Origin of the sequence: Streptomyces sp. NPDC005963 (assembly GCF_040638655.1) — a bacterium.
Taxonomy (GTDB): Bacteria; Actinomycetota; Actinomycetes; order Streptomycetales; family Streptomycetaceae; genus Streptomyces.
Genome location: NZ_JBEXVD010000026.1, coordinates 62,983 through 75,933 on the forward strand (window position 1 = coordinate 62,983; position 12,951 = coordinate 75,933).

Below are 12,951 nucleotides of genomic sequence, written 5' to 3' on the forward strand. Positions count from 1 at the left end.
CCGGGGTCAGCTCGCTGCGGCGACCGGCTCGGGAATGCGGAAGGGCTTGCCGCAGCCGCCGCACACGATGGGCGCCTGGGCGAGGACCGACGGCACCACGCGGACGTTGCGACCGCAGTCGCAGACCGCCTTGACCCGCACACCGCCACCGGACGACCCGTGCCGGGCTGCCGGGCCACGGAACGAGCGCTTGGTGTCGGACGTGGTGGCGACCGTGTGCGCCTTGAGTGCGCGCTGTAGTCGCTCGATCGTCGGGCGGTAGCGGCGCTTGGCCTCGGGGTTGAGCACGACCAGCGAGAAGCCGCTGCTGGGATGCGGCTCATCCGCGTGGTCGAGGCCCATCTCCTCGGCGATCGCAAGGAATCGACGGTTGTGATACCGGCCGGCGCGTGAGGTGTCGCGGACGCCTCGCGCAGCGGCAATGCCGTGGACTGCTTCGTGAAGCAGTCGCTCGAAGGAGAGTTCGGCGCCGCAGGCGGACGAGGACTCTCCGATCAGGGACTCGGGCGCGGCAAGATCTGGCAACTCAGGGTGGTGCCGCTGAATATCGGCCCATGCCTGTGCCAGCTCTGCGGCGAGAACAGGTGGTGTCGTGCTCACGTCGTGATAACGAGCCTGACGGCCCCCGGGTTCCATTACGGGGCATCTCAAATAATTTGCACGTACCAGTCAGTTGGCGATGATGCGTCCTGACGGGGCGGGTGCGCCGAATCTACGGGGAAGCGGCACAGCTCGCCCCAAGGTGGCACGTAGCGCCTCCGTGCATGTGCCGCCCCCGGCGTACGGTTTTGGGCCGAACGCCGGGGCGCACAGGAAAATCTTTCGCCCACGGGCATCCCGGCAGGGCGGTTTCCAGCCGCCCCGCCGGCACCGGCACCGGGAGCGGCAGTGGGGACGGTACCGGGCGCCGGGCGTCCGGGAGCCGTCCACTCGGGCGAGGCAGTGCACCAACGCACGTACGGTCAGTACGCCCGCCCGACGATGGCCAGGGCGCCGGGTGCGTCGTCCTCGGTGGGCACCGACCCGTCCTCGGCGATCAGACAGCGGACCGAAACCCCCCGCTCGGCGAGGGCCGCCTCGCCGTCCGGGCCCAGCACCGCCCACGGGATCCGCGCCCACCCACCGGCCAGGGCCGCCTGCGCCGCGTCCTCGACCGCGGTGACATCGCTGGTACGGGCCTCCCTCCGCTCCCGCGACTGGCGCAGCAGCATCGCCTGGTCCTCTTCGAGCAGTGCGGGAATCCGCGCGGCCAGGGTGTCGGCATCGATACCCACCTGCTCCTTGCCGCCGGGAATGCGGCGGGCGAGCACCGCGGTTCCCGCGGCGAGATCGCGCGGCCCCACTTCGACCCGTACGGGAACGCCCTTCAGCTCCCAGTCCACCGCGCGCCGGCCGAAGGGGGTGTCGATCCGGTCGTCGACCTCGACGCGCACGCCGGCCGCCCGGAGCCGAGCGCCGATCTCATGGACCGCGGCGACCGATTCATCGCCCTTGATGGCCATGACGACGACCTGCACGGCCGCGAGCCTCGGTGGAACGCGCAGTCCGGCGTCGTCACCGTGGGACATGATCAGTCCGCCGATCATCCGGGTGGAGGCTCCCCACGACGTCTGCCAGACGAACTCCTGCTGGCCCTCCTTCGAGAGGTACCGGGTGTGGAAGGCGCGCGCGAAGTTGGTGCCGAGTTCATGGCTGGTGCCCAGTTGGAGGGCCTTTCCGTCACCCATCATCCCTTCGAGGGTGAGGGTGTTGATGGCCCCGGCGAACCGCTCCCTCGGCGTCTTGCGGCCGAGGACCACGTCGATGCCGAGGACGTTCACCATGAAGTCCGCGTACACCTCACGGTGGATGTGGGAGGCGTAGTCGCGCGCTTCCTCACGGGTGGCGTGGGCGGTGTGGCCCTCCTGCCAGAGGAACTCGGTCGTACGGAGGAAGACGCGCGGGCGCATCTCCCAGCGGACGACGTTGGCCCACTGGTTGATCAGCAACGGCAGATCGCGGTAGCTCTGCACCCACTTGGCGAAGTAGTCGTTGATGATCGTCTCGGAGGTGGGGCGGACGACGACCGGTTCGTCGAGCTCCTTGCCGCCGCCGTGGGTGACCACCGCCAGTTCGGGGGCGAAGCCTTCGACGTGCTCGGCCTCCCGGGTCAGATAGGACTGCGGGATGAAGAGGGGGAAGTAGGCGTTCTGGGCGCCGGCAGCCTTGATCCGGGCGTCGAGTTCCTGCTGCGTCCGCTCCCACAGGCCGTAGCCGTACGGTCGGATGACCATGGTGCCGCGCACCGGGCCGTTGTCCGCCAATTCGGCTTTGGTGATGAGGTCTTGGTACCAGCGCGGAAAGTCGTCCGCCTGCGGGGTGAGTACGGGTGCCTTGGCCATGGCGCGCATCGTACGGCGACGGGCGCCGCTCTGCGGTGTGCACCGCGCCCGCTCCGGGTGCCGGACGAGCCGCGGTGGGTGATCGGGGCCGGGTGCGGAAACGGCGGCGGCACCCGCTCACGGAGAGCCGGGTGCCGCCGATCGGTGCGTCGGACCGGGTCAGCCCATGAACTTCTTGAACTCGTCGGGCAGTTCGAAGTCCTGGCCGTCCGCGGCCGGCAGGCCGAAGGCGCCGCCCTGTGCGGCCTGCTCGCGCTTCACCGCGGCGGCCTCTTCATCGGCCTTGCGCTTCATCGGGTTGCCGCTGCGGCGCTTGCCCTTGGCCTGCTTCTGCTGCTTGCGCTGGCGTCCCGCGCCGCCGCCCATGCCCGGGATGCCGGGCATTCCCGGCATCCCGCCGCCCTGGGCCATGCGCGACATCATCTTGCGGGCTTCGAAGAACCGCTCGACGAGGGACTTGACCGCGCTGACCTCGACACCCGAGCCCTTGGCGATCCGGGCCCGGCGAGATCCGTTGATGATGGTCGGGTCGTGACGCTCACCCGGGGTCATCGACTTGATGATGGCGGCCGTGCGGTCCACGTCGCGCTCGTCGATGTTGTTGATCTGGTCCTTCATCTGGGCCATGCCCGGCAGCATCCCGAGCAGCTTGCTGATGCTGCCCATCTTCCTGACCTGCTCCATCTGCGCCAGGAAGTCGTCGAGCGTGAAGTCCTTGCCCTTGCTGCTCGCCAGTTTGGAGGCCATCTTGGCGGCCTCTTCCTGGCTGAAGGTCTTCTCGGCCTGCTCGATCAGGCTCAGGACGTCACCCATGCCGAGGATGCGGGACGCCATCCGGTCGGGGTGGAACGCGTCGAAGTCGTCCAGCTTCTCGCCGTTGGAGGCGAACATGATCTGGCGGCCCGTGACATGGGCGATGGAGAGCGCGGCGCCACCGCGGGCGTCGCCGTCGAGCTTGGAGAGGACGACGCCGTCGAATCCGACGCCGTCGCGGAATGCCTCGGCGGTGTTGACCGCGTCCTGGCCGATCATCGCGTCGACGACGAAGAGGATCTCATCGGGGCTGACCGCGTCCCGGATGTCCGCGGCCTGCTGCATCAGCTCCTGGTCGATGCCGAGGCGGCCTGCGGTGTCGACGATGACGACGTCGTACTGCTTGGCGCGGGCGTGCTCCAGGGAGTCCTTGGCGACCTGGACCGGGTCGCCCACCCCGTTGCCCGGCTCGGGGGCGTACACCGCGACACCGGCGCGCTCGGCGACGACCGAGAGCTGGTTCACGGCGTTCGGGCGCTGGAGGTCACAGGCGACCAGCAGCGGGGAGTGGCCCTGCTCCTTGAGCCAGCGGCCGAGCTTTCCGGCGAGGGTCGTCTTACCCGCACCCTGGAGACCGGCGAGCATGATGACCGTCGGCGCGGTCTTGGCGAAACGCAGCCGACGGGTCTCGCCACCCAGGATGGAGACCAGTTCCTGGTTGACGATCTTGATGAACTGCTGGCTCGGGTTGAGCGCCTTGGAGACGTCGGCGCCCCGGGCGCGTTCCTTGACGCTCGCGATGAAGGCCCGTACGACGGGGAGGGCGACATCCGCTTCGAGCAGGGCGATGCGGATTTCCCGGGCCGCGCCGTCGATGTCCGCCTCGCTGAGGCGACCCTTGCCCCTCAGGGTTTTGAAGGTATTCGCCAAGCGGTCGGAAAGAGTGTCGAACACGGCGCTCGTCGGTCCTCAGAGTCGGGGGCAGTGGGAATCGTCCTCCAGAGTATCCGGCCCGGCCGGATGTGTGCCCTCGCCCGTCCTCGGCTCCGGACCTCATCGGCGCGCACCCCACCGCGTCCAGGGCGACGGCCCGCTCTCCCGGCGCGACCGCCGGCCGGTCTCAGCCGAGCTTCCGCTCGATGGAACGTGCCAGGTCGGCGGCGGCCGACGACGACAGCGGCAGGCCGTCCAGGTCGGTGACGTAGAAGGCGTCCACCGCGTTGGCGCCCAGCGTCGACACATGGGCACTGCGTACCCGTACGCCTCCTGCACCCCCTTCGTCGAACGCGACGCCGATCCGGTGGAGCAGCCCCGGGGCGTCCTGGGCCCGGACCTCGATCACCGTGGCGTGGTGGGAGGCGGCGGGTGCGACCCTCACCCGCGGGGGCGGCGCCGACGCTCCCCGCCGACGGGGACGGGCCGCGGCCTCGCGTTCGGCCAGCGCGGCGGCGATGTCCAGCTGCCCCTGGAGCGCTCGTACGAGATCACTGCGCAGCCGGCTTTCCTGGGGCAGTGAGCCGTACGCCGCCGCCACCCGCCAGATGAGGACGAGCGCGCTCGCTCCGCCCCCGCCGGCCCGTGGGTCAACGGTCCTCAGCTCTGCGGATCGGACGGTGAGTCGGTGCAGGGCCAACAGTCCGGCGACCGCCGGCAGGACTCCCGGGCGGTCGGGCAGAGCGATCGACAACCGTGCACCGACAGGTTCCAACCCGCCTTCCGGGGAGGCGTGCGCGCCCGGTTCGGGCTGGGTCCGCAGGGACAGGACGGGTCCACCGCCGTGCAGGGCATCGGCGGCGAGGCGCTCATGCTCGGCCGTGGCAGCGGTGGGCGTCGGGCTCTCGCCCCCGTCCGTGCCGATGAGGGCGGCGGCCACCCGTGCCGCGAGGTCGCCGACCAGGGAACCACGCCAGTGGGACCAGGCGGCGGGACCGGTGGCCAGCGCATCCGCCTCGGTGAGCGCGTGCAGCAGTTCCAGGACGGTGGTGGAACCGACGGCCTCGGCCACCGAACGCACGGTCGCCGGGTCCGCCAGATCGCGTCGGGTGGCGGTCTGTACGAGGAGGAGGTGGTGCTCGACGAGCGTGGCGACGATCTCCGCATCGGCCCGGTCGAATCCGATCCGCAGGGCGGTGTCCCGGGCGATGGTGGCGCCGACCGTCGAGTGGTCGCCCGGCCAGCCCTTGCCGATGTCGTGGAGGAGCGCGGCGATCATCAGGAGATCGGGCCGGCTGACCTTGCGGGCGAAGGCCGAGGCCCGGACGGCGGTCTCCACGAGATGGCGGTCGACGGTCCAGGTGTGGACGGCGTTGCGCTGGGGGCGGCAGCGGACCCGCTCCCAGTCGGGCAGGAGTCGGGTGATCAGCCCCTCGGCGTCCAGCGCCTCCCAGACCGGAACAACAGCCTCCGCCGCGCCCAGCAGCGTGATGAACTCCTCGCGCGCCTCCGCGGGCCAGGGCAGCGGGAGCGGCGGGCACTCGGCGGCGAGGCGACGGACCGCATGTGGGGAGAGCGGCAGCCCGGCCTGGGCCGCCGCAGCCGCGGCCCGCAGGGGCAGTACGGGGTCGCGCTCGGGCCGGACGGTTCGGGCGAGCACCGCTTCCCCGTCCTGTTCGACGACTCCTTCGGCCAGCGGGGTGCGCTCGGGTTCCGTACGCCGCCGCGGGCGCAGCCGGGGGCGGGCTCGCCTGGCCCCCAGCACCCGGTGCACCTCCCGCCAGGTGACGTCAGACGCGTACGACATGGTCTGGGCGGCTTCGTACACCTGGCGCAGCAGCGCATCCGCATCCAGGAGGCCGAGCGCGGCGGCGACCTGGTCCTGTTCCTGGAGGGCGAGTCGGTCGGTGGCGCGCCCGGTGGTCAGATGGAGGGCGTCACGGGTGTCCAGGAGGGTGCGGCGGGCGCGGTCGAGCCCCTGTCGGGGTGCATCGGCGACCCAGGAGGCGGCAATGGCGCGCAGGACGGTGGAGTCGCGCAGTCCGCCGCGGGCCTCCTTGAGATCGGGTTCCAGGAGATAGCGCAGCTCACCCTGGCGGTCGGCGCGTTCACGGCTGAGTTCATGCAGGTCCGGCAGCCGGGACGGAGCCCGGTTGCGCCAGTCGGCGAGGACCGAAGTGCGCAGGGTGGCGACGAGTCCGACGTCACCCGCGACGGCCCGGGCGTCCAGGAGGCCGAGTTGGACCTTGAGGTCCTCGGTCGCCGTCTTCAGCGCCTGTCCGGGGGTGCGTACGGAGTGGTCCAGGGCGAGCCCGAGGTCCCACACCGGATACCAGAGGCGGTCCGCGAGGGCGGCGAGCGCGCCGGGGTCGGCGCTGCCGTCGTGGAGGAGCAGCAGATCGAGATCGCTGCGGGGGGAGAGTTCACCGCGGCCGTAGCCGCCGGTGGCCACGAGGGCGGCGGTACGAACGCCGGTGGCCCGGCGGGCAGTGTCGAACAGCGCGGAGAGCCATCGGTCGGTGAGGTCCGCGAGGGCTGCGCGGCGCACCGGCCCGGTCTGCTCCCCGTCGTTGAGGAGGTGCAGCCGGGCCGCCGCGTAGCCACGGGGTCCCGAGTCTTCCGCTTCGGTGCTCACTGCCGTGCTCGACACCCGTTCAGCCTTTCGTCCTTTTCTGGTCGGCAGCTCCGGTCAGACACTCCCTAGAGCGCGTCCGGGCCGCGTTCGCCGGTGCGCACCCTGACCGCGGTCTCGACCGGGACGCTCCACACCTTTCCGTCGCCGATCTTGTTGGTGCGGGCGGCCTTGACGATGACGTCGATGAGCTGTTCGGCGTCGTCGTCCTCGACCAGGACTTCGATGCGGATCTTGGGCACCAGGTCGACGGTGTACTCGGCGCCCCGGTAGACCTCGGTGTGGCCGCGCTGGCGTCCGTAGCCGCTGGCTTCGGTGACGGTGAGCCCCTGGACCCCGAAGGCGGAGAGCGCCTCCTTGATCTCGTCGAGCCGGTGGGGCTTCACGACGGCCGTGATGAGCTTCATGCGTCCACCTTCTTGTTCGGGGTCGCGGTGATGACCTCGGTGGGTACGGCCAGGGGCTTGCGGGAGGCGGTGCCGCCGCCGGCGCCGCTGAAGTCGTATGCGGATTCGGCGTGCTCGACCTGGTCGATTCCGGAGATCTCGGTGTCCTCGTCGACCCGCATCCCGATCGTCCGGTCGAGGAGGAAGGCGAGCAGGGCGGAGACGACCAGAGAGTAGGCCAGTACGGAGAAGACGCCGATGGCCTGCTTGCCCAACTGCTCCACGCCACCGCCGTAGAAGAGGCCCTTGGCGTCGGACTGGACGCCTCCGGTGGCGAAGAAGCCGACGAGGAGGGAGCCGACGACACCGCCGACGAGGTGCACGCCGATGACGTCGAGGGAGTCGTCGTAGCCGAGCTTGAACTTCAGTCCGACGGCCATGGCGCACAGGACTCCGGCGATGGCTCCGATGGCGATGGCGCCCAGCGGGGAGCACGAGCCGCCGGCCGGGGTGATGGCGACGAGTCCGGCGACGGCACCGGAGGCCGCGCCGAGCGTGGTGCATGCACCGTGCCGGACCTTCTCGTACGCCAGCCAGGCAAGCATCGCGGCGGCCGTGGCGACCTGGGTGTTGACGAACATCACCGCGCCGACGCCATCGTTGTTCCCGAGCCACGACCCGGCGTTGAAGCCGAACCAGCCGAACCACAGGAGGGCCACGCCCAGCATCACCAGGGGCAGGCTGTGCGGACGCATCGGGTCCTTCTTGAAGCCGATGCGCTTGCCGATGACGAGGATCACGCCGAGGGCGGCGGCTCCGGCGTTGATGTGGACGGCGGTGCCGCCCGCGAAGTCGATGACCCCCATCTCGAAGAGCCATCCGCCGGAGCCCCACACCCAGTGGGCGACGGGGAAGTAGACGACGGTGGCCCACAGGGCGATGAACAGCGCCCAGGCGCCGAACTTGACCCGGTCCGCGAGTGCACCGCTGATCAGGGCGGGGGTGATGACGGCGAACATGAGCTGGAAGACGGCGAAGACGTAGACGGGGATCGTGTAGCCGTCCCAGAGCTCGGTGAGGCCGATTCCGCTGAGTCCGACGTACTCGGACGACCATCCGATCAACGAACCGGAGTCGGTGCCGAAGGCGAGGCTGAAGCCGTAGAGCACCCACAGCAGGGTGACGATGCCGAGGCTGATGAAGCTCATCATCAGCATGTTGAGGGTGGATTTCACACGGACCATGCCTCCGTAGAAGAAGGCAAGGCCGGGGGTCATCAGCATGACCAGGGCGGAGCAGATCAGCAGGAAGCCGGTGTTGGCGGCTGACAGTGCCGGAGCTTCTGCGGCAAGCGTCGAGATGCCAGGGGGCATCGGCGTCTCCTCGTCGTCGTGCGGCCTCGTGCGGCGTGCGGGCAGCGCCGGAACGGTTCGGCGGCGGGCCGGTGGTTATGCGCCAGACAGTGGCCGGGTGCGGTTTCCACCGATGCAGCCCGATGTTTCGCCGGGGTGACGATGAGGTGGGGTGTGTTACGCCGTGGTGAACGCCTCACCACGCGCAGCGCACGTGCCCGGACGCTCACAGGCGCCACGGGCGGTTACGCAGGGGAGGGGGAAGACCGGTCGCGACGCCGCCTGATTGGCCGGGCCCGATGGGCCGACGCCGCGCTGATCCAGGCTGATCCGAAAGAAGGACCCTAGACCGCCTCCGCCGTCTCGGGCAGCTGAGCGGTGAGCAGATCGGTGAAGTGGACCACCTCGGCAACATGACCGAAATCGCGGGCCGCGGTGTCGACGGTCTTGCGCAGTCGGGTGTTGACCCGCTCCGAGCGCACCCGTTGGGCGACGGTGAGTGCTTGGGAGGCGAGGCCGGTGGCCTGCTCGGGCTCGCGCTTCAACAGATGAACGGTGGCCATGCCGATCAGGTTGAGGGCGTAGGAGCGCTGGTGGACGGAGTCATGGTGGAAGAGGTCCACGGCGCGGGCCATGATCGGTTCGGCGAGTGAGGCGTAGGTGGGGCTGCGCCCGGCCACGTACGCGAGATCCCGGAAGGAGTGCGCGTTCTCGCCGTTGAGTTCGGCTTCGGAGAAGAACTGGATCCAGTCCGGTTCGGGCTCGTGGTCGAACTCGATGTCCGCGAAGGTGTCCTCGGCCATGCGGACCGCCCGCTTGCACTTGCTGGGCTGGCCCATGTTGGCGTAGGCGCGGGCCTCCATCGCGTACAGCATGGACTGGGTACGGGGGGTGGCGCAGTCCCGGCTGCCGTACTGGGCGAGGTGGATCAGCTCCAGGGCGTCGTCGGGACGGCCGAGGTGGATCATCTGACGGCTCATCGAGGACAGGATGTAGGAGCCGAGGGGTTTGTCGCCCGCTTCCTTGGCCGCGTGCAGGGCGAGGACGAAGTACTTCTGCGCGGTGGGCTGGAGGCCCACGTCGTAGCTCATCCAGCCGGCTAGTTCGGCCAGTTCGGCGGCGCAGGTGAACAGCCTTCGCGTGGTGGCTTCGGGGTGGGATTCCTGGAGCAGGTCCGTGACCTCGTGAAGCTGGCCGACGACGGCCTTGCGTCGCAGCCCGCCGCCGCACTGGGCGTCCCACTGGCGGAACATCGCCGTGGTGGCTTCCAGTAAATCGAGTTCGGGGCCCGAGAGCCGGGAGGTCCTTGCTCCGGTGGAGGACGCGGGCGGCCTCGGCGGGTCGGAGCCGGGGGCCGGTACCAGCCAGCGCTGCATCGGCTCCACGAGGGAGGGCCCGGCTGCCAGGGCGAGGGAGGTGCCGAGGAATCCCCGGCGGGCGAGCATCAGATCGCTGCGGGAGAACTCGCTGAGCAGGGCGACCGTCTGCGGACCCGCCCAGGGCAGGTCGACACCGGAGACCGAGGGCGACTGGTGGGCCGAGCGGAGACCGAGGTCTTCGATCCCGACAACGCTGCCAAAGCGCTCCGAAAAGAGCTCGGAGAGAATGCGCGGGATCGGCTCGCGGGGCTGTTCACCGTCGAGCCAGCGCCGGACGCGCGAGGTGTCGGTACTGATGTGCAGCGCGCCGAGCTGACGGGCGCGTCGGTTCACCTGTCGCGCCAACTCCCCCTTGGACCAACCGCTTCGCACGAACCACGAGCCCAGCCGCTCGTTCGGGCGCTTGCCGGCACTTGCACCGGCGCCGCTGCCGTCCACTGGAACGCCCCCATCCGTCATGCCCCGAAGCTCTAACCCTTACCAGAATGCCGTGAGTTGAGACGGCTTACAGGGAAGAGGCACCCGCCGAACAAGGAAACGAATCCCCAGGGCGGGTCACACCACGCCCATGGGTCCGCTCGACCGGGTCCGCTCAACTGGGTCCACTCACTGGGGTCCGCACAACTCCAGGGTCAGCACACTCAAAGTAATCCTACGATCACCCCTCCCGCGAGCGCGATTCCACAAACGCCACCATTCGCCACCCCTTTGAATGAACTGCCGTGCCGTTGGGCGCGATTCACTTGACAGACAACGATCTGGAGGCGGCGGAGCGATGTGAGGGCAGGCGTGCAGCACCATCCGCACTCCCCCTCGCGCCACCACACGCCGCCCGAACGTCACTGATGGCGACGCTGTGTTACGGGGAGACTTCGGGTCGTAACCACCGGCGAGCACGACCCGTTGGAGGGGGCATGGGCTTCACGATCGGCAGCAGCCGCGGGATCCGAGACATCCGGTCCGGCTCACGACGCCGTGGCCGCACCGCAGAGTGCACCGTGGTGGCTGAGTACACAGGACTGTGGGGCTGGACCGTGGTCCCCGGGGCACGAGCGACGGACGGTGTCTGCTCCTGCGGCGCACCGGACTGCACCGCCCCCGGAGCGCACCCCCTCGCCCACGCGGCGGAGATCCCCGCGGGCGCCACCCTCGACGAGGTGTCCCGGGCCTGGTCCAGGGTGCCGGGCGCGACCCTGCTCCTCCCCGTCGGTCGAACCTTCGACGTCCTCGACGTCGCCGCCCCGGCTGGTCGGCGGGCGCTGGTGCGACTCGAACGCATGGGGCTGCCGCTCGGTCCGGTCTCGATGACCCCCGACGGGCGGTGCCAGTTCTTCGTCGCACCGGGCGCCGCGGGCGACCTGCCTGAACTGCTCTACCGCATGGGCTGGGACGATGCAGATCTGGACCTGCACTGTCTGGGTCCCGGCGATCACATCACGGCTCCCCCGTCCGATCGCGGCGGTCTCGGCCGGGTGAGCTGGCTCAGGCCGCCCACCCTGGATATGGCTGATACGGCCTACGGGACCGATGTCACGGACGGTGAGGAGAGCACGGGCACCCTCGTGACCTCCACGGCACCGCCGGAGGCACGACTACTCCTCGGCACTCTGGCGTACATCTGTCACCGCTCGACGATCTAGCGGGGCTCGGTCGGACGGCTGAGAGAGCCAGCACCACGACAAAAGCCCCGGCCCGGCGCAGTCGGTCCTGGCCCGATCAGGGTCTGCTCCACGCCCCGGGCACAGGAGTGCCCGGTCGCATGTGGTGACCCATGCGCCGGGCACTTTCCCGTCCCTCTCCACGAGCCCCCGGGGCGCTGCGCACACCCGGCCGCTCGGAGCGGTGGAGCCGGATCAGTCGCCGATCAGTGCGTCGACGAACGCCTCCGGCTCGAAGGGGGCGAGGTCGTCCGCGCCCTCGCCGAGACCGACCAGCTTGACCGGCACGCCCAGCTCGCGCTGGACCGCCACCACGATGCCGCCCTTGGCGGTGCCGTCCAGCTTGGTCAGCACGATGCCGGTGATGTCGACGACCTCTGCGAAGACACGGGCCTGGACCAGACCGTTCTGCCCGGTCGTGGCGTCGAGCACCAGCAGCACCTCGTCCAGCGGGCCGTGCTTCTCCACGACGCGCTTGACCTTGCCCAGCTCGTCCATCAGACCGGTCTTGGTGTGGAGTCGGCCCGCCGTGTCGATCAGCACCACATCGGCGCCCTCGGCGATGCCCTCCTTGACCGCGTCGAAGGCGATCGACGCCGGGTCGCCGCCCTCGGGACCGCGGACGGTCCGTGCTCCGACGCGGTCGCCCCAGGTTTGGAGCTGGTCGGCCGCCGCGGCGCGGAAGGTGTCCGCCGCCCCGAGGACGACCGAACGGCCGTCCGCGACGAGCACGCGGGCGAGCTTGCCGGTGGTCGTGGTCTTACCGGTGCCGTTGACCCCGACGACCATGACCACGCCGGGCGTGTCCAGACCGCTCTCGGTCTTGACCTGACGGTCGAAGTCGGTGCCGACGAGGGTGAGCAGTTCCTCCCGGAGCAGGGCGCGCAGTTCCTCGGGGGTACGGGTGCCCAGCACGCGGACCCGCTCGCGCAGCCGTCCGACCAGTTCCTGCGTCGGTGTGACGCCGACGTCGGCGATCAGGAGGGTCTCCTCGATCTCCTCCCACGTGTCCTCGTCCAGGTGCTCGCGGGACAGCAGGGTGAGCAGGCCCTTGCCCAGGGAGTTCTGCGAGCGGGCCAGGCGAGAACGCAGACGGATCAGTCGGCCTGCGGTGGGGGCCGGGACCTCGATTTCGGGAGCGGCGACGACCGGGTCTTCGACGGCGACCGGTGAGGTGCCGGCCTCGTCGGCTGCGGGGAGGTCGACCTCTTCGATCGTGCGGCGCGGTTCTTCCCGCGGTGTCTCCGCCTCGTCGCCGACATGCGGCTCGGCGGGCGGAGCGGTGATGGTCGGCGCGGACGGCGGGGCCGATGGCGGCAGCTGCTTCTTCTTGCGGCTGCCGATCACGAGCCCGCTGATCGCACCGACGGCGACCAGGGCGATGACTACGGCAAGGATGACGATTTCCATAACGTCCCCAGTATCGGTCACGCCCCACGGAAGGCCGTCGCCCACGCCGCCGTAGCGCGTCCCGGGG

Annotated in this window: 9 protein-coding genes; 1 reads left to right on the forward strand and 8 read right to left on the reverse strand. The window is 70.2% G+C overall.

What is annotated here, in order from left to right; genetic code table 11:
* Positions 1 to 6: 6 nt before the first annotated feature.
* The 7 genes from ABZ348_RS27855 to ABZ348_RS27885 form a co-directional block, all read right to left on the reverse strand.
* Positions 7 to 600: a hypothetical protein gene (locus ABZ348_RS27855; RefSeq protein WP_358937595.1), complete on the reverse strand. Its 594-nt coding sequence runs from the start codon at positions 598 to 600 to the stop codon at positions 7 to 9.
* Positions 601 to 962: 362 nt separating this feature from the next.
* Complete coding sequence (gene proS, locus ABZ348_RS27860; RefSeq protein WP_358937597.1) at positions 963 to 2,381, reverse strand: proline--tRNA ligase; 1,419 nt, start codon at positions 2,379 to 2,381, stop codon at positions 963 to 965.
* A gap of 159 nt (positions 2,382 to 2,540) precedes the next feature.
* A complete protein-coding gene (gene ffh / locus ABZ348_RS27865) occupies positions 2,541 to 4,088 on the reverse strand; it encodes a signal recognition particle protein (protein WP_358937599.1) in 1,548 nt (515 codons plus the stop codon).
* A 166-nt stretch (positions 4,089 to 4,254) separates the two neighbouring features.
* Positions 4,255 to 6,717, reverse strand: a complete 2,463-nt coding sequence (locus ABZ348_RS27870) for a [protein-PII] uridylyltransferase (protein ID WP_358937601.1) — start codon at positions 6,715 to 6,717, stop codon at positions 4,255 to 4,257.
* A 50-nt stretch (positions 6,718 to 6,767) separates the two neighbouring features.
* Positions 6,768 to 7,106, reverse strand: a complete 339-nt coding sequence (locus tag ABZ348_RS27875; RefSeq protein WP_358937603.1) for a P-II family nitrogen regulator — start codon at positions 7,104 to 7,106, stop codon at positions 6,768 to 6,770.
* A complete protein-coding gene (locus ABZ348_RS27880) occupies positions 7,103 to 8,458 on the reverse strand; it encodes an ammonium transporter (RefSeq protein ID WP_358937605.1) in 1,356 nt (451 codons plus the stop codon). Before ABZ348_RS27880 ends, ABZ348_RS27875 begins: the two co-directional genes overlap by 4 nt.
* A gap of 323 nt (positions 8,459 to 8,781) precedes the next feature.
* A complete protein-coding gene (locus ABZ348_RS27885) occupies positions 8,782 to 10,254 on the reverse strand; it encodes a hypothetical protein (RefSeq protein ID WP_358937684.1) in 1,473 nt (490 codons plus the stop codon).
* Between the two features lie 476 nt (positions 10,255 to 10,730).
* Here ABZ348_RS27885 and ABZ348_RS27890 point away from each other — a divergent pair, with 476 nt between their 5' ends.
* Positions 10,731 to 11,456: a bifunctional DNA primase/polymerase gene (locus ABZ348_RS27890; protein WP_358937607.1), complete on the forward strand. Its 726-nt coding sequence runs from the start codon at positions 10,731 to 10,733 to the stop codon at positions 11,454 to 11,456.
* A gap of 213 nt (positions 11,457 to 11,669) precedes the next feature.
* Here the strand turns inward: ABZ348_RS27890 and ftsY are convergent, their stop codons facing one another.
* Complete coding sequence (gene ftsY / locus ABZ348_RS27895; RefSeq protein ID WP_358937609.1) at positions 11,670 to 12,884, reverse strand: signal recognition particle-docking protein FtsY; 1,215 nt, start codon at positions 12,882 to 12,884, stop codon at positions 11,670 to 11,672.
* Positions 12,885 to 12,951: the final 67 nt, after the last annotated feature.

What these genes read in the sequence shown, in the direction of transcription:
- ftsY (WP_358937609.1), bottom strand. Translation starts at nt 12,884, where the DNA reads ATGGAAATCGTCATCCTTGCCGTAGTCATCGCCCTGGTCGCCGTCGGT.
- ABZ348_RS27890 (WP_358937607.1), top strand. Translation starts at nt 10,731, where the DNA reads ATGGGCTTCACGATCGGCAGCAGCCGCGGGATCCGAGACATCCGGTCC.
- proS (WP_358937597.1), bottom strand. Translation starts at nt 2,381, where the DNA reads ATGGCCAAGGCACCCGTACTCACCCCGCAGGCGGACGACTTTCCGCGC.
- ABZ348_RS27880 (WP_358937605.1), bottom strand. Translation starts at nt 8,458, where the DNA reads ATGCCCCCTGGCATCTCGACGCTTGCCGCAGAAGCTCCGGCACTGTCA.
- ABZ348_RS27875 (WP_358937603.1), bottom strand. Translation starts at nt 7,106, where the DNA reads ATGAAGCTCATCACGGCCGTCGTGAAGCCCCACCGGCTCGACGAGATC.